This is a genomic window from Streptacidiphilus carbonis, from assembly GCF_000787775.1.
GTDB lineage: Bacteria > Actinomycetota > Actinomycetes > Streptomycetales > Streptomycetaceae > Streptacidiphilus > Streptacidiphilus carbonis.
Window position 1 is genome coordinate 49,591 of sequence record NZ_BBPM01000042.1, and the last position, 21,089, is coordinate 70,679.

23 protein-coding genes are annotated in these 21,089 nt (G+C 72.4%); 16 read left to right on the forward strand and 7 right to left on the reverse strand.

The annotated features are described in order from the left end of the window. Window positions 1–41: 41 nt before the first annotated feature. Complete coding sequence (locus TR46_RS42580) at window positions 42–218, forward strand: helix-turn-helix domain-containing protein (protein ID WP_161790204.1); 177 nt, start codon at window positions 42–44, stop codon at window positions 216–218. 17 nt (window positions 219–235) lie between these two features. Here TR46_RS42580 and TR46_RS27060 read toward each other — a convergent pair whose 3' ends face one another. Next, window positions 236–619 carry a YybH family protein gene (locus tag TR46_RS27060; RefSeq protein ID WP_052433123.1) on the reverse strand — a complete coding sequence of 128 codons (384 nt, stop codon included), beginning with the start codon at window positions 617–619 and terminating at the stop codon, window positions 236–238. A gap of 122 nt (window positions 620–741) precedes the next feature. Here TR46_RS27060 and TR46_RS27065 point away from each other — a divergent pair, with 122 nt between their 5' ends. From TR46_RS27065 to TR46_RS27075, 3 genes are all read left to right on the forward strand, one after another. Beyond that, a complete protein-coding gene (locus tag TR46_RS27065; RefSeq protein WP_042406004.1) occupies window positions 742–1,623 on the forward strand; it encodes a helix-turn-helix domain-containing protein in 882 nt (293 codons plus the stop codon). 100 nt (window positions 1,624–1,723) lie between these two features. Beyond that, the gene (locus TR46_RS27070) at window positions 1,724–2,671 is read left to right on the forward strand and encodes a glycosylasparaginase (protein WP_052433125.1); all 948 of its coding nucleotides are present in this window, start codon (window positions 1,724–1,726) and stop codon (window positions 2,669–2,671) included. Then, window positions 2,668–3,507, forward strand: coding sequence for a M55 family metallopeptidase (locus TR46_RS27075; protein ID WP_042406006.1), 840 nt, complete (start codon window positions 2,668–2,670; stop codon window positions 3,505–3,507). The genes TR46_RS27070 and TR46_RS27075 overlap by 4 nt, the downstream gene beginning before the upstream one ends. Before the next feature lie 39 nt (window positions 3,508–3,546). Here TR46_RS27075 and TR46_RS27080 read toward each other — a convergent pair whose 3' ends face one another. The 3 genes from TR46_RS27080 to TR46_RS27090 form a co-directional block, all read right to left on the reverse strand. Then, window positions 3,547–4,767: an LLM class flavin-dependent oxidoreductase gene (locus tag TR46_RS27080; RefSeq protein WP_052433127.1), complete on the reverse strand. Its 1,221-nt coding sequence runs from the start codon at window positions 4,765–4,767 to the stop codon at window positions 3,547–3,549. A gap of 113 nt (window positions 4,768–4,880) precedes the next feature. Beyond that, window positions 4,881–5,774, reverse strand: coding sequence for an ATP-grasp domain-containing protein (locus TR46_RS27085; protein ID WP_042406007.1), 894 nt, complete (start codon window positions 5,772–5,774; stop codon window positions 4,881–4,883). A gap of 31 nt (window positions 5,775–5,805) precedes the next feature. Further along, a complete protein-coding gene (locus TR46_RS27090) occupies window positions 5,806–6,054 on the reverse strand; it encodes a hypothetical protein (RefSeq protein ID WP_042406009.1) in 249 nt (82 codons plus the stop codon). Between the two features lie 683 nt (window positions 6,055–6,737). On the opposite strand from TR46_RS27090, the gene TR46_RS44580 reads away from it, so the two are divergent. The 11 genes from TR46_RS44580 (at window position 6,738) to TR46_RS27145 (ending at window position 17,693) form a co-directional block, all read left to right on the forward strand. Next, window positions 6,738–7,211 (forward strand): C40 family peptidase, encoded by a 474-nt coding sequence (locus TR46_RS44580; RefSeq protein WP_063770680.1) that lies wholly within the window; start codon window positions 6,738–6,740, stop codon window positions 7,209–7,211. 192 nt (window positions 7,212–7,403) lie between these two features. Next, window positions 7,404–8,162, forward strand: a complete 759-nt coding sequence (locus tag TR46_RS27100; RefSeq protein WP_042406011.1) for a 3-hydroxybutyrate dehydrogenase — start codon at window positions 7,404–7,406, stop codon at window positions 8,160–8,162. 49 nt (window positions 8,163–8,211) lie between these two features. Next, on the forward strand, window positions 8,212–9,615 hold the full coding sequence (locus tag TR46_RS27105) for an MFS transporter (RefSeq protein WP_084718962.1): 1,404 nt from the start codon (window positions 8,212–8,214) through the stop codon (window positions 9,613–9,615). A 43-nt stretch (window positions 9,616–9,658) separates the two neighbouring features. Beyond that, window positions 9,659–11,551, forward strand: coding sequence for a helix-turn-helix domain-containing protein (locus TR46_RS27110; protein WP_042406013.1), 1,893 nt, complete (start codon window positions 9,659–9,661; stop codon window positions 11,549–11,551). A gap of 73 nt (window positions 11,552–11,624) precedes the next feature. After that, window positions 11,625–12,074 carry a MarR family winged helix-turn-helix transcriptional regulator gene (locus TR46_RS27115; RefSeq protein ID WP_042406016.1) on the forward strand — a complete coding sequence of 150 codons (450 nt, stop codon included), beginning with the start codon at window positions 11,625–11,627 and terminating at the stop codon, window positions 12,072–12,074. Between the two features lie 80 nt (window positions 12,075–12,154). Then, a complete protein-coding gene (locus TR46_RS27120) occupies window positions 12,155–13,525 on the forward strand; it encodes an MFS transporter (protein ID WP_084718965.1) in 1,371 nt (456 codons plus the stop codon). A gap of 36 nt (window positions 13,526–13,561) precedes the next feature. Next, window positions 13,562–14,146, forward strand: a complete 585-nt coding sequence (locus TR46_RS27125; protein WP_042406019.1) for an isochorismatase family protein — start codon at window positions 13,562–13,564, stop codon at window positions 14,144–14,146. Next, window positions 14,143–14,730, forward strand: coding sequence for a YbhB/YbcL family Raf kinase inhibitor-like protein (locus TR46_RS27130; RefSeq protein ID WP_042406021.1), 588 nt, complete (start codon window positions 14,143–14,145; stop codon window positions 14,728–14,730). Before TR46_RS27125 ends, TR46_RS27130 begins: the two co-directional genes overlap by 4 nt. A 54-nt stretch (window positions 14,731–14,784) precedes the next feature. Next, window positions 14,785–15,483, forward strand: a complete 699-nt coding sequence (locus TR46_RS27135) for a DUF1275 family protein (RefSeq protein WP_052433129.1) — start codon at window positions 14,785–14,787, stop codon at window positions 15,481–15,483. Between the two features lie 108 nt (window positions 15,484–15,591). Continuing rightward, the gene (locus TR46_RS27140; RefSeq protein ID WP_042406023.1) at window positions 15,592–16,767 is read left to right on the forward strand and encodes an NAD(P)/FAD-dependent oxidoreductase; all 1,176 of its coding nucleotides are present in this window, start codon (window positions 15,592–15,594) and stop codon (window positions 16,765–16,767) included. Next, the gene (locus TR46_RS27145; RefSeq protein ID WP_042406025.1) at window positions 16,764–17,693 is read left to right on the forward strand and encodes an RNA polymerase sigma-70 factor; all 930 of its coding nucleotides are present in this window, start codon (window positions 16,764–16,766) and stop codon (window positions 17,691–17,693) included. Before TR46_RS27140 ends, TR46_RS27145 begins: the two co-directional genes overlap by 4 nt. A gap of 129 nt (window positions 17,694–17,822) precedes the next feature. On the opposite strand, the gene TR46_RS27150 is transcribed toward TR46_RS27145, so the two are convergent. Continuing rightward, window positions 17,823–19,109 (reverse strand): aspartate aminotransferase type Ic, encoded by a 1,287-nt coding sequence (locus TR46_RS27150; protein WP_042406027.1) that lies wholly within the window; start codon window positions 19,107–19,109, stop codon window positions 17,823–17,825. A gap of 138 nt (window positions 19,110–19,247) precedes the next feature. On the opposite strand from TR46_RS27150, the gene TR46_RS27155 reads away from it, so the two are divergent. Next, window positions 19,248–19,682: a GNAT family N-acetyltransferase gene (locus tag TR46_RS27155; protein ID WP_042406028.1), complete on the forward strand. Its 435-nt coding sequence runs from the start codon at window positions 19,248–19,250 to the stop codon at window positions 19,680–19,682. On the opposite strand, the gene TR46_RS45135 is transcribed toward TR46_RS27155, so the two are convergent. Together TR46_RS45135 and TR46_RS27160 are read right to left on the reverse strand one after the other, a co-directional pair. Beyond that, window positions 19,669–19,797, reverse strand: a complete 129-nt coding sequence (locus TR46_RS45135) for a hypothetical protein (protein WP_269084278.1) — start codon at window positions 19,795–19,797, stop codon at window positions 19,669–19,671. The two genes, TR46_RS27155 and TR46_RS45135, sit on opposite strands and share 14 nt — an antisense overlap. Window positions 19,798–19,989: 192 nt before the next feature. Continuing rightward, window positions 19,990–21,089: beta-galactosidase small subunit family protein (locus TR46_RS27160; protein ID WP_042406029.1), on the reverse strand; the 1,100-nt coding region annotated here is incomplete at its 5' end.

The window sequence follows — 21,089 nt, forward strand, 5'->3', positions numbered from 1 at the left end:
GTCAGCCGAGGGTGTCGCAGAGATCCTCGGTGGACCCCCGCGTGCACCAGCACCTGACCGCCGTCGCCCGGGACCTCGGCATCAGCGCCGCCTCCGCCTCCGTCCACGCCCGCACCCTGCGCGCAGCGGGCCTGATCACCACCCGGCGCGACGGCAAGCAGGTCCGCCACCTGTGCACCCCCCTGGGCGCCCGCCTCCTCTCGGAGCGGGCGCCCTGACGGGGCAACGCGTCAGCTCACACCGTGCCCAGCGGATTGAGGACCGTGAAACGCCAGCTGCCGTCGGCAGACCGGCGGGCGACATTCGCCGTCGTTCCGGCGGGGGCGATCCGGGTACCGTCCGGCATGGTCGCTTCGAGGTTCCAGTCGACGACGACCAGCGCCGTGTCGTCCCCCATCAGGCAGAACCTGGCCTTGTTGGTCAGTCGCGCCCCGGCCGCGACCGTACGGAGGGCCTCCCCGCGCAGTTCGTCCGGGCCGGTCAGCACCTCGCCGGTGAGGGTGCGCATGGTGGCCTCCGGGGTGAACAGCGCAAGGAAGGCGTCTACGTCCCCGGCGTTGACCGCGTCCTCGAACGCGAAGGGAAGACGGGCAGGGTCGAGCACCGGCACTGCGTTCATGACTCACTCACTCCTTGATGTGGTTTCCGTTTCCGGGAGACGGCCCTGATGGTCGATCAGCGCCGCCACAACCAGCATCAGTCGGCGACCCCCTCCCGGAGGAGGTGCGCTATGGTCCCGCTATGGTCGATTCCGGACACGATGAGATCGTCGGCCTCGGGTACGACAACCCGGACCGCCCCCGCGTGGGACTCGAGGCGATGACCTTCGCGCAGCTCCGCGCCCGGACGAAGCCCCACGTCGCCGCATCGCCCATCCGTGCCGACTTCCACCAGCTCACCGTGGTCCGCTCCGGTCACGGCGTCGCCATGGTCGATTTCGTCGCCCACGGGTGCGGCCCCGGGACGGTCCTGCACGTACGCCCCGGCCAGGTGCAGCGCCTCCCCGCCCGCCCGGACGGACGCCTCGCCGACCTGGACGCCGTCGTCCTGCTGTTCACCGCGGACTTCCCGTCCTCACGCCTCGACCTCGTCTTCGGCCCGGCCGTACTGTCGGCGCCGCCCGCCGAACACGAGGGCCTCCAGCAGACCGCGGCACAACTCGAGACCGAATACCGCCTCCTGGACACCCGCGACGAGACCGCCGCTCGCCTCACGGTCGAGCTGCTCCGCCAGCTGTTGGCCGTCGCGCTCCTGCGCATCGCAAGGCTCCCGAGCCCACCCGGATCCACTCCGACTGAAGCCACCGACGTCTTCCGCGCCTTCCGACGCGAGGTCGAACGCTCCTTCACCGCCACCCGGGACGTCCAGGACTACGCCGCCCGACTCGGCTACGCCCCCAGAACCCTCACCCGCGCCTGCCTGGCCGCGACCGGCACAACCGCCAAGCAGTTCCTCGACACCCGGGTCACCCTGGAGGCCAAACGCCTACTCGTCCACACCGACCTGCCGGTCACCACCATCGCCCGCGCTGTCGGCTTCAGCGAACCCACCAACTTCGGCAAGTTCTTCGCCCGCGAGACGGGAACGACGCCCGGCGCCTTCCGCTCGCGCGAGCGGACATAGCCCCTGACCCCCGACGGACGGTCGCGCCCCGCAGGTCACGGGGATGTTCGGGCGTGCGAGAGTGTGGGCACCATCGCACCACCGTCAGGCTGGAGACCCCGTGCCAGAGGCCGTCATCATCGGAAGCGAACGCAGCGAGGTCGGGCTGCCGACCGGGCGGGAGGTGCTGGCCCGGGGCGGGTCGGCGCTGGACGCCGTCGAGGCGGCCATGCGCTGCTGCGAGGACAACCCCGCCGACCACTACGTGGGGACCGGCGGGCTGCCGAACGCCCGGGGCGAGGTGGAGCTCGACGCGTCGGTGATGCTGGGTTCCAGCCGCCGGTTCGGGTCCGTGGGGGCGCTGCGCGGGTACCCCAACCCGATCTCGGTGGCCCGGGCGGTGCTGGAGCGGCTGCCGCAGCACTGCATGCTGGTCGGCGAGGGTGCGGCGCTGTTCGCCGAGGAGAACGGGTTCGACACCGCGGAACTGCTCACCGAGGAGTCCCTGGCGCTCTGGCGCGAGCAACTGCAGGCCTCCGGCGAGTCCGTCGAGGGCGAGAACACCGCCGCGCTGGACGGCGACCAGCGCTACCGGCGTGCGGCGCTGGACCTGGTCCGTCGGTTCGCACCGCACGACGGCCCCTGGGGCACCATCAACATCATCGCCCTGGACGCGTCCGGCGAGATGTGCGTGGGGGTCTCCACCTCCGGCTATCCGTTCAAGTACCCCGGCCGGGTGGGCGACACCGCCGTGCCCGGCGCGGGCAACTGGTGCGACCTGCGCGCAGGCGGAGCGGCCTGCACCGGGCGCGGCGAGCTGAGCATGCGCGGCGGCACCGCGCGCAGCATCGTCGACCTGCTCGCCGCCGGCAGCGACCCCGCCGAGGCCTGCCGGACGGCGCTGGCCGACGCCGCGACGCTCCCCGACGACTTCCGCGCCGAGCTGCGCGCCCTGGCGCTCACCCCGGACGGCCGGCACGGCGGCGCGGCGGGCCAGCAGGGCAGCGTCTACGCCGTGATGACGGCGGACTCCCCCGAGCTGCAGACCCACCCCAGGATCGTGCTGTGAAGATCTTCATCTCGACGGACATGGAGGGCACTGCGGGGGTCGTCGACTGGGAGCAGTGCCGTCCCACCGGCGCGGACTACCCCTACTACCGCGACCTGCTCCAGGCCGAGACCAATGCCGCCATCGAGGGGGCGATCGAGGGCGCGGGACAGGACGACGAGATCACCTTCCTGGTCAACGACTCGCACGGGCGGATGGCCAACTTCCGCCCCGACGCCCTGTCCGGCCGGGCCCGCTACCTCTCCGGCCGGCACAAGCCGCTCTACATGATGCAGGGGCTGGACGACTCCTTCGACGCCGTCTTCTTCGTCTCCTACCACGGGTCGATGTCCGCCTCCTCGACCCTCTCGCACACCTACAACCCGCTGGCCGTCAGCGAGGTACGGCTGAACGGCACGGTGGTCGGCGAGAGCGCCGTCAACGCGCTGGTGGCGCTCGGGCACGGGGTCCCGGTGGTGCTGATCACCGGCGACGACACCACCGCGGCCGAGATCGAGCCCTTCTGCCCCGGCATCCGGCCGGCCGTGGTGAAGACCTCGGTCTCCCGCTTCGCCGCGGACAGCCTGCACCCGCAGGACGCCCGCGAGGTGATCCGGGAAGCGGCCCGCCGGGCCGTGGCGGAGGTCGCCACGGCCGCCCCGCCGCGGATCGGGCTGCCCGCCACCCTCTCCGTGCGCTTCCGCAATGCAGACCTCGCCGAGATGGCGACCTGGATCACCGGCGTCGTCGCCGACAAGGACGATCCGACGGTGGCCCATCTCACGGACGACGACCCGATCCGGCTCTACCGCACCTTTGTGACGGTCGTTCTGCTGACCCGGGGCATCGCCGAGTGAGGAGCCCCCGTCGCCCCGGCAGCCGTTGGAGCCGTCAGGTCACTCCGGCAGCGGGATGATCGCTGCCGGGGGCAGCACGGTGTGCCGCAGCGACGGGTCGACCGGGCTGTTGTAGGGCGGGTACTTGGGGCCGCCGGCCTCGCGGCGGTAGACCTCGGTGGAGATCTCCGGGGAGCTGTCGAAGTTGGGGATGACCTGGTCGCCGAAGAGCTCCAGCATCTCCAGGCCCTCCTCGTGCGAGAGGCCGCCGGTGACGCCGAACACCAGTTGGTCGCAGCCCACTTGCTGGTAGGCGGCCACCTGCTCGCAGACCTCGTCCGGGGTCCCGCAGAGCAGGTAGCCGCCGGCGATGAGCTCGTCCAGCAGGTCCTCCCCGCCCAGCGCGCCGAGGTGGATCGGCGGATCCGGCCAGGTGATCTCGTCCAGCGACTTGGGCATGGTGTCGTGGTAGAGGTTGACCAGCGTCACCAGGTAGCCGAGCCCCGCGGACATGGCGATCTCCCGGGCCCGCCGGCGGTCGCTCAGGCAGATCACACCGTTGGTCATCATGACGTTGTTGTTCTGGTAGTCGCCGAGGACCTCGTTGGGGCTCTCCGCAGCCTCCTTGTAGGCCTCGATCCGACCCTTGAGGTTGTAGATGGGCTCGAAGTTGAAGGCGATGGCGCCGATGCCCAGGGATCCGGCCTTCCCGAAGGAACCCGGGTTGCCGCAGGCCATCCAGATCGGCGGGTGCGAGTGGCCGTAGGGCTTGGGCAGGATGTTGTGCGGGGTGGGCACGGTGAAGTGCTCACCGTGGAAGGAGTAGTCGTACTGCTCCCACATCCGGACCACCTCGCGGGAGACCTCGTCCCACTCGGCCCGGGTCGAGTCGGTGTCCATGATGCCGAAGGTGGCCAGCTCGTGGCTGCCCGCGCCGCGACCCGTACCCCACTCGAAGCGGCCCTCGGTGATGTGGTCCAGCATCGCCGCGCGCTCGGCGTAGCGGGCCGGGTGCTCCTTGCGCGGCGAGAGGCTGTTGATGCCCGTGCCCAGGTGGACGCGCTCGGTCCTGGCGGCGACGTAGCCCATCGCCACCTCGGGGGCCGACATGTGGCTGTACTCGGTGAGGGTGTGGTGCTCGCCGAACCACACGTACTTCCAGTTGTGCTTGTCCGCCTTGACGGCCAGGTCCAACTCCCGCTTGAGGGCGAGGTGCTCGGACGCACGGTCGTGCGCGGCCGGGCCGGGCACGAATCCATTCAGGAAGATGCCGAACTCCATCAGGGGCCTCCTGTGCGGTCAGGTCCTGCGGCGGGGCGGCGGAGCCCGCGATCTGACGCTCCGTCAGTTCTCTCCCGGCATAGCTATCACACCCCACCAGCTGCCACAAGGCATCAGGCGGAGATCGGTCCGGCCGGCGGGGCGGCCAGGAAGCGGTGCAGCGACTCCGTCAGGGCGGTGACGAAGGCGTCGGCGGTCGTGGCGTCGACCCGGTCCAGGGAGAGGTACGGGTTGAGGTCCTCCAGTTCGACCAGCAGGAGTTCGCCCTGCCGGGTGCGGCAGGCGTCCACCCGCTGGATCCCGTGGTCCAGGGTGTTCCAGGAGATGAAGCGACGGGCGAAGGCCAGGTCGGCGGCGCTGGGCCGGTAGGGCTCCAGGAGCCAGCGGCGGTCGGGGTCGGGGGCGTTGAGGGCGTATTGGAAGGCGTCGTCGATGAAGTAGAACGACACTTCGTAGGCGAAGTCGATCCACGGCTGGACCAGGAGGCCGCCGTACGGTGACTCGTCCATGCCCTCCATGCCCTCCATGCCCTCCATACCGCCCAGTTCGGCCAGTTCGGCCCGTGGGACGAAGCGCAGGCCGACGGAGTCCGCGCCGGCCTTCGGCTTGACGGCGTACTGCTCGGCCTCGGGCAGTCGCGCCAGGTGCTCCCGCCGGTCCACGGTGGGGATGACCGGGTATCCGGCCGCCGTCAGGTCGAGCAGGTACTGCTTGCCCGCCATGTCCCCGCGTCCGGTCAGCGGGTTGTAGACCCGGGTGCCCCGCAGCCGCACCTGGCGGCGGAAGGCCTGGTAGGCCTCGTGGTAGTGCAGCACCGGGCCGCTGTTGCGGACCACCACCGCGTCGAAGCCGTCCATCAGCGCGGTGGCGTCCAGGGGGTGGCACAGGGCCGTGTCGAAATCGCCCCTGAGCCGCGACGAGAGGGCTATGTCCTCGTCGGAGTAGCGACGTCCCCGGGCCTGGTAGCCGAGGTCGGTGACGAGCAGAACGCTGGGGCGGGCGGACACATGCGGCTCCCTGGGTCGGTGGCGCCCCAACCTACTGGGGCGGCCGGAGCCCCCTGCCCGGGGAGCGGCCCTGCGGCGGGATCTCAGGGCTGTCGAGGTCCGGAAAGCGCAGCTTGCCCCACCAGCGCAGCAGCGTCTCCAGCGGGTGCTCGTCCGCCAGGGGCGAGTCGTCCTCATACCCGTCCTCCGACCCGTCCTCCGCCCTGGGGTTCGACCAGGCGTCGGCCTGCGCGATGAGGCGGTGCAGCGCCAGGTCGTCTTCTTGGTCACTGAATGTCATGGCACCCTGTTTCCCTCACCTCCCTGAATCAACGTCATCAAACGGTCACAAATCCGGGCACCTCGTCACCCCTGGCGAAAACATCCGCGACACGCCCAGCGGCCCGTGCTCTTTCGGGCCAACGCCGCGCCGCCCGCGCACGGCAGGATCCGGCGGTGGCTCCGGGGCGTACGACCGGCGGCCCCGAGCAGCCGGTTCCACTCGAACAGACCTGGGCGGCAGGTCCGGCAAACGAGTGGAGCAGGTGTCGGGACGTGGATGTACTTGCTGCTCAGCGGCTGATACCAAAAACGGGCAAAGAATCTTTTCCGCCGCGGAGGCATAACACCGCCATGACGGCCGCCACCGTCACCCACTGTGACCGCCGACCCGTCCGCACCGGGCCCCGGCACCCGCCGTGGCGCTCGACAACCCTGAAGAGCCCACCCCGTCGTGGCAATACTGGCGGCGATCGACAAGCCCCCGTCATCCAGGCGGGGCGGTCCGCCGGACGCTCAGTCTCGCCGCCGGTCGGACGTCAGCTGCTCACCCACCCACCGGCGAGAGCGGGAGACCCGAGCACGGCGGGACGGCCCGGACAGACCAGGACCGTTCCTTGGGGTGAAGCCACCGCGGTGGCCGGGCAGCCTTTGGAGCCCGAACCCGACAGGACACCTTCCGCAGGCGGTTCCGGAGGAACCCGCGTGACCGAGTCCGCCAGTACCAACGCGCGCCCGCACCAGTGGCGCATCCGAGTCGGCGTCGTCACCGTCGCAACCCTGACCGTCCTCACCGGCGCCGGCCTGGCGCCGCCCGACGCCCAGGCCACGACCCTGCAGGCCAGGGCCCTGAGTGTGGCCGCGTCCAAGCAGGGCGACCCCTACCGCTACGGAGCGTCCGGCCCGGACAGCTTCGACTGCTCAGGCCTGACCTTCTTCGCCTACCGCCAGGCCGGCGCCCGTCTCCCGCGCACCGCCCAGGCCCAGTACGACAGCGCCCACCACCTCTCCAGCGGCGAGCGTCGACCCGGTGACCTGGTCTTCTTCCACTCCGGCGGAAACGTCTACCACGTCGCGATCTACGCCGGCAGCGACATGGTGTGGCATGCCCCGCACCCGGGCGCCAGGGTGCGCAAGGAGCACATCTGGACCAGCGACGTCTGGTACGGCCGCCCCTGAGTCGCGCACTCAGCGCCCTCAGCACCGCGTCGGCCGGGAGCAGCGCCCCGAACCCGGCCCGTCCCGTCGGGGGTGGGCCTGCACGGTGCGGAACGGCGACCGCGGCCATGGTCGCGGTCGCCATGCCCCGGGATCCAACTGTGGGTTCCGGTCACATGTGCCGCCGGTCGCCGCGTTCCTACGGTGTGCGTCATGGACAGCATCCAGAACTCCCTGGCCGGGCGCAGGGCCATGGTCACCGGCGCGGCCGGCGGCATCGGGCGGGCCTGCGCGCGGTCACTGGCGGCCGCGGGCGCCGAGGTCTACGTGGTGGACCGGGCCCCGGAGGCCGCCAAGCGGGTGGCCGAGCAGATCGGCGGCACCGCACTGGTCGTGGACCTGGCCGACGCCGACGCCGTCGACGGCCTGCCCGACGACGTGGACATCCTGGTCAACAACGCCGGTCTGCAGCACATCGCACCGGTGCACGACTTCCCGCCGGAGCGGTTCGCGCTGATCCAGCGGGTCATGGTCGAGGCCCCGTTCCGGATCATCCGCCGCGTGCTGCCGCACATGTACGAGCAGGGCTGGGGACGCATCGTCAACATCTCCTCGGTGCACGGGTTGCGGGCCAGTCCGTTCAAGGTCGCCTATGTCACCGCGAAGCACGGCCTGGAGGGGCTCAGCAAGGTCGTCGCCCTGGAGGCCGCCCCGTACGGGGTGACCAGCAACTGCGTGTGCCCCGGCTATGTCCGCACGCCGCTGGTGGAGGAGCAGATCGCCACCCAGGCGCTGGCCCACGGCATCCCGCACGCCGACGTGGTGGAGCAGGTGCTGCTGGAACGCAGCGCCATCAAGCGCCTGATCGAGCCGTCGGAGGTCGCCGAGGCGGTGCTGTGGCTCTGCTCCCCGCACACCGGCTACCTCACCGGCGCCTCGCTGCCGCTGGACGGCGGCTGGACCGCGCACTAGCCCGTTCCCGCCGCTCCCTGACTCATCCTCAACTCAGAAGCAGGTTCCCATGGTTGGCGCTCCCACCGACGTGAACGCTCCCTCCTCCCCCGGCCCGGGCAGTCCGCCCGGAGGCCTGACCAAGGTCGTCGCCGCCAGCCTGGTGGGGACCACCATCGAGTGGTACGACTACTTCCTCTACGGTTCGGCGGCCGCGCTGGTCTTCGGCAAGGTCTTCTTCCCCTCCTCGGACCCGTTGACCGGCACCCTGCTCTCGTTCCTCACCTACGCCATCGGCTTCGCCGCCCGCCCGATCGGCGCGCTGGTGTTCGGCCACTTCGGCGACCGCATCGGCCGTAAGCGCCTGCTGATCGTCAGCCTGGTGATGATGGGCGTCTCCAGTGCCCTGATCGGCTGCGTCCCCGGCTACGCCGCGATCGGCATATCGGCGCCGATCCTGCTCACCACACTGCGGGTGGTCCAGGGCTTCGCGCTGGGCGGCGAGTGGGGCGGGGCCGTTCTGCTGGTGTCCGAGCACGGCGACGCCCGGCGGCGCGGCTTCTGGGCGTCGTGGCCGCAGGGCGGCGCACCGGCCGGCAACCTGATCGCGGTGGGTGTGCTGTCGCTGATGACCAGCGTGCAGTCGGACGCCGCCTTCCAGGCCTGGGGCTGGCGGATCCCGTTCCTGTTCTCCGCCGTACTGGTCGGCGTCGGGCTGTGGGTGCGGCTGAGCGTGGACGAGTCGCCGCTGTTCAAGGCGGCCCAGGCGAAGGCCCAGGCCCGAAAGGCCGCCGAGGCCGAGCCCTCCCCGCTGCTGTCGGTGCTGCGGCACCACTGGCGCGACATCCTGGTGGCGATGGGGGCCCGGATCGCCGAGAACATCTCCTACTACGTGATCACCGCGTTCGTGCTGACCTACTGCGTGGACCACCTCAAGCTGCACAAGCAGACCGCGCTCAACGCGGTACTGATCGGCTCCGCCGTGCAGTTCTGCCTGATCCCGCTGTTCGGCGCGCTCTCCGACCGGGTCGGACGCAAGCCGGTCTACCTGGTCGGAGCCGTCGGCGTGGGCGCCTGGGCCTGGGCGTTCTTCGCACTGCTGGACACGAAGTCCTTCCCGATGCTGGTGCTGGCGGTCACCGTCGGCCTGGTCTTCCACAGCGCCATGTACGCACCGCAGGCCGCGTTCTTCTCGGAGCTGTTCGCGACCCGGATGCGCTTCTCCGGTGCTTCCATCGGCGCCCAGTTCGCCTCGGTCGCGGCCGGCGCGCCCGCGCCGCTGATCGCGGTGGCGCTGCTGTCCGGCTATGGCGACTCCACGCCCATCTCGCTCTACATCTCGCTGGCCGCGGTGGTCACCGTGATCGCGCTGCTCTTCGCCCGGGAGACCCGCGGCCGCGACCTGGCGGAGGTCGGGCCCCGGTCCGACGACACCGGCGCCGAGCTCGCCGCCGATCGGCAGGCCGTCGTCTGATGGGGTGACATCAGCCGTCTGACCTGGGACGATGACGCGCATCATGGCAGAGAGCAAGGCTACCCAGGCCAACGACACCGGTGCCGCCGCCGACCTGCTGCGGCTGCTCGCCGAGGGCGCCCCGGCGGAGGAGCTCAGTGCCCTCTCCGCCGCGGACCCCGAGGCGGCGCAGCTGGCACTCCGGGTTCACCGCACCCTGGGCCAGCACCGGCGCCGGGAGAACCGGCTCAGCGCGCTCTTCGAGACGGCGGGCGACCTGGCCGCCTCGCGCGACCTGGACGCGGTGCTGCAGGCGATCGTGCGCCGGGCCCGGATGCTGCTGGGCACCGACACCGCGTACCTCACCCTGCCGGACGAGGAGGCCGGGGACACCTATATGCGGGTCACCGACGGCTCGGTGTCCGCGCTGTTCCAGCAGTTGCGGCTGGAGCTGGGCGAGGGCCTGGGCGGTCTGGTCGCGCAGACCGCCCGTCCATACGCCACCCCGGACTACCGCACCGACGCCCGGTTCCGCCACACCCGCAGCATCGACGCCGGGGTGGTGGACGAGGGCCTGGTCGGCATCCTCGGGGTGCCGCTGCTGCTGGGATCCTCGGGCAGCGAGGGCACCAAGGTGATCGGGGTGCTGTTCGCCGCCGACCGCTCCCCGCGCCCGTTCGCACCGGACGAGGTCGCGCTGCTGTGCTCGCTGGCGGCCCATGCCGCCATCGCCATCGACACCGCCCGTGCCATGGAGGACACCCGCGCCGCGCTGGCCGAGCTGGCCGGCGCCAATGAGGTGATCCGCGAGCACGCGGCCGCCATGCAGCGGGCCGAGCAGGCCCACGACCGGCTCACCGACCTGGTGCTGCGCGGCGGCGAGGTCCCCGCCGTGACCCGGGCGGTGGCCGGACTGCTGGGCGGCGCGGTCACCCTCCACGATCCCGAGGGCCGGCCGCTCAGCTCGTCCGACGGCGGACCCGCCGCGGACGAGGCGCTGCGGGCGGCCGTGGTGCAGTCGCGTACGGCGGGCCGGGCCGTGCCGCACGACGGCGGCTGGGTCTGCGCCGTGCTGGCCGGACCCGAGCTGCTGGGCAGCCTGGTGCTGCACGACCGCGAGCACCTGGACGACCCGGACCGGCGGCTGTTCGAGCGGGCGGGAGTGGTCACCGCGCTGCTGCTCCTGCTGCGGCGCTCGGTGGCCGAGGCCGAGAACCGGGTCCGCGGCGAGCTGGTCGCGGACCTGCTGTCCGCGCCGCACCGCGATCCGGCGCACCTGGTCGAGCGCGGCCGCCGGCTGGGGGTGGACCTGGACCGCCCGCATCTGGTGCTGGTCGCCGAGACCGGTCCCGACTCCCGGCACAAACTCGCCGGTGCGGCCGGACGCTATCCCTTCGGCAGCCCCGGCGTCAGCGCCGAGCACGCGGGCGCCGTGGTGCTGCTGCTCCCCGAGGGCGACAGCGCCGCCGGCGAGGTGGCCCGCGCCGCGGCCCACCGCCTCGGCCGGCTGGCCGGCGCCCCGGTCACGGTCGCCGCCGCGGGCCCGGCCGAGGGACCGCAGGCGCTGGTCGCCGCACACGCCGAGGCGCAGCGCTGCCTGCGTGCGCTGAAGGTGGTGGGCCGGCTCGGCGACGGCGCCTGCGCCGCCGAACTGGGCTTCCTGGGCGTGCTGTTGGGCGACGGGCACGATGTGGACGGCTTCGTCGGGGAGACCCTGGGCCCGCTGCTGGAGTACGACGCCCGGCGGGGCACCGGACTGGTGCACACCCTGGACGCCTACTTCCGCAACGGCGGCAGCCTGACCCGCGCCAAGGACGATCTGCACGTCCACATCAACACCGTGGTGCAGCGCCTGGACCGGGTGCAGGCGCTGCTCGGCCCGGACTGGAACAGCCCCGGCCGCGCGCTGGAGCTGCACCTGGCGCTGCGGCTGCACCGGCTCACCGGCCCCGGCTGAGGCGGAAGCCTCTTCAGCCTGGACTGAACAGATGGGACTGGACAGTTCAGACTGAAGGATTTACCGTGGAGGCATGGACGAGAACGCTCAAGGGATCTCCGAGTCGGCCGTCCGCGCGGCCAGCGAGGTGCGGGTGGTCTTCAGCCGGTTGCGCCGCCGGATGAGGGAGAGCTACGACACCGAGGGGCTCACCCCCTCGCAGACCTCCGCGCTCAGCAGGCTGAGCAAGGAGGGGCCCAAATCGGCCAGCGACCTGGCGGCGGACGAGCGGGTCCGCCCGCAGTCGATGGCGGCCACCCTCGCCGTCCTCGACCAGCGCGGGCTGATCCTGCGCCGTCCCGACCCGGACGACGGCCGCCGCCAACTGCTCTCACTCAGCGAGGACGGACAGGCGTTCCTCGCCGACAAGCGCAGGGCCGGCGAGGAGTGGCTGAGCCGCTCCCTGGAGGACCGCTGCACCGAGGCCGAGCGGCAGACCGTCATCGAGGCGATGGCGCTGCTCGACAGGCTGAGCCGGCCGTGACCGCCCACTCCACCCGTTCGATACGCCCGGGCGCCGGAGCCGCGCCCGCGGACGGTTTCGACCGCAGGCTGCTCGCGCCGATGATCCTGGGGTCGATCCTCAACCCGGTCAACTCCTCGATCATCGCGGTCTCGCTGGTCCCCATCGGCGCCGCCTTCGGCGCCCCGCCCTCGCAGACCGCCTGGCTGGTCTCCGCGCTCTACCTGGCCACCGCCATCGGCCAACCGGTGGTCGGACGGCTGATCGACATCTTCGGACCGCGCCGGCTCTTCCTGGCCGGCACCGCGCTGGCCGGGATCGCCGGCGTGGTCGGCACCCTGGCCCCGAACCTGGGCATGCTGATCGCCGCCCGGGTGATCCTCGGCTTCGGCACCTGCGCCGGCTACCCGGCGGCGATGTACCTGATCCGCAGCGAGGCCAAACGCACCGGCCACGACAGCCCGGCCGGGGTGCTGACCGTGCTCGCCATCTCCAACCAGACCATCGCCGTGATCGGCCCCACCCTGGGCGGACTGCTGATCGGACTGGGCGGGTGGCGGACCACCCTGGCCGTCAACATCCCGCTGGCCGTGGTCGGCCTGCTGCTGGGCCTGCTGCGGCTGCCGCCGACCCCGGCGGCGCAGCGCTCCGGTCCCGATGCGGCAGTTCGACTGACCACCCGTCTGGACGCTGCCGGAATGGGCCTGTTCGCGGCGATGCTGGTCGCACTGCTGCTGTTCCTGATGAACCCTCAGGCCTCGCACTGGTACCTGCTGCTGCTGGCCCTCACCGCCGCGACCGGCTTCGCGGTGCGCGAACGGCGGGCCGCCGAGCCCTTCATCGACCTGCGGGTGCTGGCCGGCAACGGGCCGCTGCTCGCCACCTACGGCCGCGCGCTGCTGTCCTACGTCGTCTCCTACGCCTTCCTCTACGGCTACACCCAGTGGCTGGAGCAGGGCCGCGGACTGTCCGCCACCCAGGCCGGACTGGCCCAACTGCCCTTGTTCGGAACGGCGATCGCAGTGTCGGCGCTCACCGGACGGCGCCAGGAGATCCGCGGCAAGCTGCTGATCGGCGCCGGGGCCCAACTGCTGGCCTGCCTGCTGCTCCTGCTGCTCGGGGCGTCCAGCCCGGTCTGGCTGCTGGTCGCCGTCGCCCTGGTGGTCGGGGTGCCGCAGGGCCTGAACAGCCTCGCACTGCAGAACTCCGTCTACCACCAGGCCGATCCGGAACGCATGGGCTCCTCCGCCGGACTGCTGCGCACCTTCGGCTACCTGGGCGCGATAGTCGCCTCCGCCGCCAACGGAATCGTCTTCACCCACCGCGCCGACACCGCCGGCCTGCACCACCTGGCCTGGTTCCTGACCGCCCTGGCCGCGGTGTTCCTGGTCGGCACGGTGGCGGACCGCTCGCTCGGCCGGGTCGGCCGTGACGAGCCGGCCGACGACGGCACCGCCGCCCCCGCCGCATAGCCCCGACTCCCCCGTACCGCCAGAAAGGCCGCACCCATGCCCGTCAGCACACTCGACCCCACCACCGCCCTGGTGGTGATCGACCTGCAGAACGCCCTGGTCCCGATGGACACCGCCCCCTACAGCGTCGCCGAGGTCGTCGCCCGCAACGTCGAGCTGGCCGAGGCCTTCCGCGGCCACCGCCTGCCGGTCGTGCTGGTCCGGGTCACCTCCGCCGCCGACGGAGCCGACGCCGTCCCCGGCCGCACCGACGCCCCCAGCCGGGGACCCGTCGCCAGGCCCGAGGGCTGGGACGAGATCATCCCCGAGCTGTCCGGCCACCCCGGCGACATCGTCGTCACCAAGCGCAACCGCGGCGCCTTCCACGGCACCGACCTGGACCTGCAGTTGCGCCGCCGCGGCGTCACCCAGATCGTGCTGACCGGGATCGCCACCAGCGCCGGGGTGGAGTCCACCGCCCGGGCCGCCCACGACCACGGCTACCACGTCACCCTGGCCACCGACGCGATGACCGACACGGACCCGGAGACGCACCGCAACAGCGTCGAGCGGATCTTCCCCCGCCTCGGCGAGACGGGTACCACGGCCGACGTGCTGAAGACGCTGGCGGCCACCCGATGACGATCCTCGGCACCCTCCTCAGGAACCACAGGGCCGGCGAGACACACCTGGCCTGGAACCAGCCGCGGCTGCACGGCCCCGAACTGCTCGACCTGACGAGCCGGCAGTTCCAGGACGGCGGCCCGATCCCGCAGGAACACGTGGCCAAGCGGTACGGCGGCAAGGACCTCTCCCCCGACCTGGCCTGGACCCCGCCGCCGGAGGGCACGGCGCAGCTGCTGCTGGCCGTCGAGGACCTGGACGTCCCCATGGCCAGGCCCGCCGTGCACTGCCTGGCGCTGATCGATCCCGCCGCGCTCGCCTCCCCGCACCGGCTGCCGACCGGCGGCCTGTCGGGCCGGGCGCCCGCCGCCGGGGTGACCGTCCTGCGCTCGACCATCGGTCGGGGGTACCACGGGCCCGGGCCGATCAAGGGCCACGGTCCGCATCGCTACACCTTCCAGCTCTTCGCGCTGGCAGCCGCCGCGGGCGGCGACGGTCCGGGGGCGGCCTCGCCCGCGCGGGCCGCGCCCCGCGCGGTCCTGTCCTCCGTCGCCGCACCGGTCCTGGCCAGGGGCAGACTGACCGGCACCTACGAGCGCTGACCCGAGCGGGCGTCAGAACCGCGGAACGGGAGCAGGCGTGGGAAGAATGGACGCATGAGCCCCGCCTGCCCCGAACCCGGTCCCGAACCAGGCCCCGAACCCGCCGCAGACCAGGACGGCGCCGCGGACCCCGATCCGGACCCCGATCAGGACGAACCGGTCCATGTGGTGCTGTCGGCCGCCTCCGGGGCCACCGACGCCTTCGCCTTCCTCTGCCTGGGGAAGGTCTTCGCCGGGGTGATGACCGGGAACCTGGTCCTGGTCGGGGCCTCGGTCGGGCTCGGCGAGCACGGCGTGGTGCCGAGGGCCGCGGCGTCGCTCGCCGGATACGGGCTCGGCGCCGCGGCGGCGGGGCGGGCCCGTCCGCGGATCCCGGTCCGCCGGCTGCTCGCGGTGGGGACCGGGCTGCTCGCGGCGGCCGCCGGGGCCTGGGCGCTGGACTGGGGCCGGACGCTGCCCGCGCAGCTGGTGCTGATCGTCGCGGTGGCCGTGGCGATGGGCCTGCAGGCGCAGACCTGGGCGGTGCCCACCACCTACTTCACCGGCACGTTCACCGGTCTGCTCGGCCGCGCCGGGCAGGGGCGGCTGCAGGCCGCCGACCGCTGGTCGGCGCTGCGGCTGGCGGCTGTGGTCGCGGGCGCCGCGGCCACCTCACTGGTCGCCTGGGGCTGCCTGCGCGCCGCAGGAGCGGTCGCCCTGGCGCTCTCCGCGACCGCGCTGACACTGCTGCTGCGACGGCGGCAGCCCCGCTGAATCCATGTGAGCTGGATCACATGCTCGGCATGTCACGATCCGCGCCCGCCCATCCGTCCTGGGTCCGTCAAGCAAACACGGACAGACCCCGGACAGGGAGCGGACACCATGAACAAGATCGTGATCCTCGGCGCAGGGTACGCGGGCCTGACCGCGGCGATGAGCCTGGCCGCCCGTACCCGCAAGAAGCAGGACGTGCAGATCACCCTGGTCAACCCGCAGGCGCGGTTCACCGAACGGCTGCGACTGCACCAGATCGCCTCCGGCCAGCAACTGGCCGACCTGCAGCTCCCCGAACTACTGGCGGGCACCGGCATCACCTTCGTCGAGGGCTGGGTCACCGCCGTCGACACAAAGGCGCGGACGGTCCGCATCGACGACGAGCTCACACTCGGCTACGACACCCTGGTGTACGCGCTGGGCAGCGTCGCCGACACCGACGCCGTCCCCGGGGTCGACAGCCACGCACACACCCTCGTCAACTCCGCCGGGGCCCTGGCGCTGGCCGGGACGCTGGAGCGGCTGGCCGAGGGCGCGACGGTGGTCGTCGCCGGCAGCGGACTGACCGGCGTCGAGGCCGCCGCCGAGATCGCCGAGCAGCACCCCCGGCTGGACGTGCTGCTGCTGGGGCGGACCGGGCCCGGATCCATGATGGGCCCCAAGGCGCGTGCCTACCTGCTGGGCGCACTGCAGCGGATGGGCGTCCGGGTACGCGCCGGCGCGGAGATCGCCAAGGTGCTGCCGGGCGGCGTCGACCTGGCCGACGGCGAGCACATCGCCGCCGACGCGGTGCTGTGGACCACCGGCACCCGGATGTCGCCGCTGGCGGCGGCGGCCGGACTGGCCGTCGACGGGATCGGCCGGATCGTGACCGACAGCCGGCTGCGCTCCGTCTCCCACCCCGACGTCTACGCCGTCGGCGACGCGGCCGCGATCCAGCAGAGCTACGGCGTCATCCACGGCACCTGCCAGAGCGGGATGCCGACCGGCTCCTACGCCTCCCTGGCGATCGCCGACGAACTGAGGGGCCGTCAGACCAAGCCGTTCCGGTTCGGGTACCTGCACCAGCCGGTCAGCCTGGGCCGGCACGACGCGGTCATCCAGTTCACCCGCCCCGACGACACCCCCGGACGCTTCATGCTCACCGGCAGGAGCGCGGTGTTCTACAAGGAGTCGGTGAGCAGCGCTCCTTGGCAGGTCTTCGGCCGGGTCAAGCGGTACGGCGCCGGGATGACGGCGGTGTGGCGCAAGGGCGGTCGCCGCACTGAGATCATCGGCTCATGACCACCGCCACTGACCAGCAGACCTTCGCCGACCACCGCAACCTCCTGTTCTCGGTCGCCTACCGGCTCCTCGGCACCGCCGCGGACGCCGAGGACGTCGTCCAGGACTCCTGGTTCAAGTGGTCGGCGGCGGACCGCTCCCAAGTCGCCGACCCCAAGGCCTATCTGGCCAGGATCGCGACCAATCTGGCCATGGACCGGCTCCGTTCGGTGCAGCGCAAGCGGGAGGCCTATGTCGGCCCCTGGCTGCCGGAGCCGATCCTGACCACCGCGGACACGGGTGCCGACACGCTGGAGACGGTGGAGCGCGCCGACTCTGTCTCCACCGCGATGCTGGTGGTGCTGGAGACGCTCAGCCCGCTGGAGCGGGCGGTGTTCGTGCTGAAGGAGGTGTTCGCCTTCAGCTACCCCGAGATCGCCGACATCGTCGAACGCTCCGAGGCCGCCGTGCGGCAGGCCGGGCACCGGGCCCGCGAGCACGTGCAGGCCCGGAGGCCGCGGTTCACCGGCGACGGGGCCGCCAGGCAGCAGGCAACCGAACGGTTCCTGGCGGCCGCCACCGGCGGGGACATCAACGCGCTGATGGAACTGCTCGCCCCCGAGGTCACCCTGTGGACCGACGGCGGCGGCAAGGTCCGCCAGGTGCTGCACCCGGTCGAGGGCGCGGCCAAGGTGGCCACCGTGATGGCGGCGTTCGCCCGTCGGCGGGCCTACGAGGGCGTGGAGGTGAGCGACATGACGGTCGCCTTCGTCGAGATCAACGGCGGCCCCGGCATCGTCTTCACCGGGGCCGAGCGGGTGATCGGTGTCATCACCCTCGACCTCGACGCGGAAGGGCGGATCCGCACCGTCCACAACATCGCCAACCCGGACAAGCTCCAGGCCATCACCGAAGGGGTCACCCATGAGGTGGGCGGCGGGTTCTGACCGGCTGTCGGCTGCGGACCGTAGCTGGCTTGTCGCGCAGTTCCCCGCGCCCCCAGGGGTCTGCAGCCGGCTCGGTTGCACTGTCCAGGGGCGCGGGGAACTGCGCGGCCAACCAACTACGGTCCGCGGCTAGGACCCGACCGAAGCCTGGCGAACGCCCCGCTCATAACCGACGACCCGCACACACGCAGTGAGCCCCAGGATGGCCTGCTCCAGCTCCTCCAGCGAGGGGTAGCTCGGAGCGATACGGATAACGGCGTCGCGCGGGTCGTCCCCGTAAGGATGGGTCGCTCCCGCCGGAGTCAGGACGATGCCGGCCGCCGCCGCGCGGCGGACGACCTCCTTGGCGCAGCCGTCCGGCACCTCCAGGCTGACGAAGTACCCGCCCTTGGGTGTGGTCCAGGTGGCGAGGCCGGTCCCGCCCAGCTCGGCCTCGAGAATCCGCTGCACCCCAGCGAACTTCGGTTCCAGCAGCGCCCGCTGACGCTCCATGTGGGCGCGCACGCCCTCCGCGTCGCGCAGGAACAGCACATGCCGCAGCTGGTTGACCTTGTCCGGCCCGATGGAGCGCTTCGCGTTGTTGGCCAGCAGCCACTGCACGTTGGCGGCGGAGGAGCCGAAGAAGGCAACGCCCGCGCCGGCCGCGGTGATCTTGGAGGTGGAGCCGAACACGAACACCCGGTCCGGGTGCCCCGCGGCGGCGCTCACGCCGAGCAGGTCGGCGATCTCCACCCGCTCGTCGGTGAGGTGGTGCACGGCGTAGGCGTTGTCCCAGAAGATCCGGAAGTCGGGCGCGGCGGTCTCCATCGCGGCGAGCCGGGCCACGGTCCCGTCGGAGTAGCAGACGCCGTCCGGGTTGCTGTACTTGGGCACGCACCAGATCCCCTTGACCGAGGCGTCCTCGGCGACCAGCCGCTCCACCACGTCCATGTCGGGGCCGGCGTCCGTCATCGGGACCGGGATCATGTCGATGCCGAACCGCTCGCACAGCGCGAAGTGCCGGTCGTAGCCGGGCACCGGGCACAGGAAGGCGATCCGCTCCTGGTCCGCCCAGCGGGACTCGGCCCCGGGCGCCACGCTGAGCAGCGCGTGCACCAGGCAGTCGTGCATCAGCTCCAGGCTGGAGTTCCCGGCCGCGAGCAGTTGCGGGACCGGCATCTGCAACAGGTCGGCGAAGATCTCCCGGAGCTCGGTCAGCCCCTGCAGGCCGCCGTAGTTGCGGACATCGGTGCCGTCGGCGGCGGTGTACCGGCCGCCGGGCAGGCTGAGCAGGTCGTCGGAGAGGTCCAGCTGGGCGGGCGCGGGCTTGCCCCGGGTGAGGTCCAGCGACAGCCCGCGGGCCGCCAGCGCCTCGTAGTCCTCCCGGGCTCGGTCCAGGAGACCCTCCACGGCGTCGGAGCTCAACTCGGTGGTCATGGACGTTCCTCTCCCGGGCCCGTGCGCGCGTCCCATCGACGCGAGTCGAGCATACAAAGGAAGGGGAACGGCGGATCCACGGGCGTGTGCAAGGAAATCCGCTGGCCCGCCGACCGGCCGGGTTGCTTGGATTACGGCATGAGCAACGACGACGTGCCCGACGGCTACGAGATCTCCACCGACCCCGCCCGGCTGGGCCCCGCGCTGATCCACCGCTGGTTGTCGCAGGACGCCTACTGGGCGCTCGGCCGGTCCAGGGAGAAGCAGGACACCGCCGGTGCCAACTCGCTCAACTTCGGCGTCTACGACCGGGCCTCGGGCGCCCAGGTCGGCTACGCCCGGGTGGTGACGGACCGGGCCACCTTCGCCTATCTCTGCGACGTCTACATCGCCCGCGAGGCTCGCGGCAGGGGCCTCGGGACCGCGCTGGCCGCCGCCGTCCGCGACCATCTCGCCCCCTACGGTCTGCGGCGGACGCTGCTGGCGACCGCCGACGCGCACGCCGTGTACGCCAAGGCGGGCTTCGCTCCGCTCGGGAAGCCGGAGCAGTGGATGGCGCTCAGCGAGCCGTAGACCGGAGAGTGCGGCGACCCGCGGCGCGGGGGACGACGACGGTGCCGGTGCCGGGGGTGAGCCGGCGGAGCGGGGCCTCGCCGGGGCGCTTGGACGCTGCGTTGATGAGGATCATGGTGGTGCTCCCGTCAGCTGGTGCGTTCTGGCTACGGGTTCGAGGCTATGGGCGGCGTATGAGAGCGACGTGAGGGTTCCGACCCAGGTCGGATGAGCGATCCGGCCGGTCCTTTCACCTCCCGACAACCCACGGCGCCCCGTCGGCGAACGGACCGGTTCGGGTCGTTCGCCGACGGGGCGCCGCAGCGGCTCAGGTCAGCGAGAACAGTACGGTGAAGCTGGTGCGCTCCGCCGTCAGCCGGTGCTGCGGCAGCGCGCCTGGGCCGCAGGAGCCGGTGCCGATGCCCTGGTGGGCCCGGTCCAGGGTCAGGTGGAGCCGGTCGCTCGGCCGCAGGTCCGAGGTGTGCCGTGCGGCGTCGAGGTCCTCGGCGGTCCACCGCCGGGCGGTGAAGTCGAAGAACGGGTCACCCTCGACCCGCAGCCCCGTCCCGGTCCCGCCCGGGGAGGACGCCGCCTGGAAGGTCGCCGTGCGCACCTCCGAGCGGTTGCCGTTCTCCTGCGGCATCACGTACGGCGTCTGCAGCTCGGACACCGGCAGGCTGAACCGCCCCACCCGCGCCGCCTGCCTGCTGTCCCGGTAGGACTCCCCCGGGCCCAGCCCGTACCAGGTCACCTGGTCCAGCTCGGCGGGCAGCGCCATCCGCAGGCCCAGCTTCGGCAGGGTCAACTCCTCCCAGTCGCCCTCGGGCGCCACCGAGAGGTCCAGCCGCAGCCGCCCGTCCTGCTCGCTCCAGCGGTACTCGGCCCGCAGGCCCAGGTCGGTCGCCGCAGGCGCGACCCGGGAGCGGACCACGAAGGCGCCGTCCTCCATCCCGGTGGACACCGTGCGGTGGCGCATCCGGTCCAGCCCGGCCCGGCGCCAGGCGTACGCGACCGAGCGCTGCCGTCCGCCGAGGTCGTTGTCGGTCGGGGCGCGCCAGACGTCCAGCCTGGGGCCGTCGACCGCCAGCCCCCCGAAGCCGACGAGCACGCCGGAGGCGCGGTCGAACCGGGCCGAGCCCAGGGCCAGCACGCCGGTGTCGTCCCCGGGCGCCGCTTCGCGGGCGGTGTCACCGGAAGCCGGCCGCAGCGGGGTGCGCGGCGGGCGCTGCCCGAGCTGCACCTGCCCCCAGGCCACCACATGCCCGGCCGCGCCCCACGGCTCGTCCTCGGCGAGGGTCGCCGTCACGGTCAGCCAGCTCTCCCCGGCCAGGGCGGGAACCTCGGGGAGCGGCAGCTCCACCCCGGTCCCGGCCGGAACCTCCGGCACCGCGAGGTCGCCCCGGACCACCTCGACGCCCTCCTGCTCCA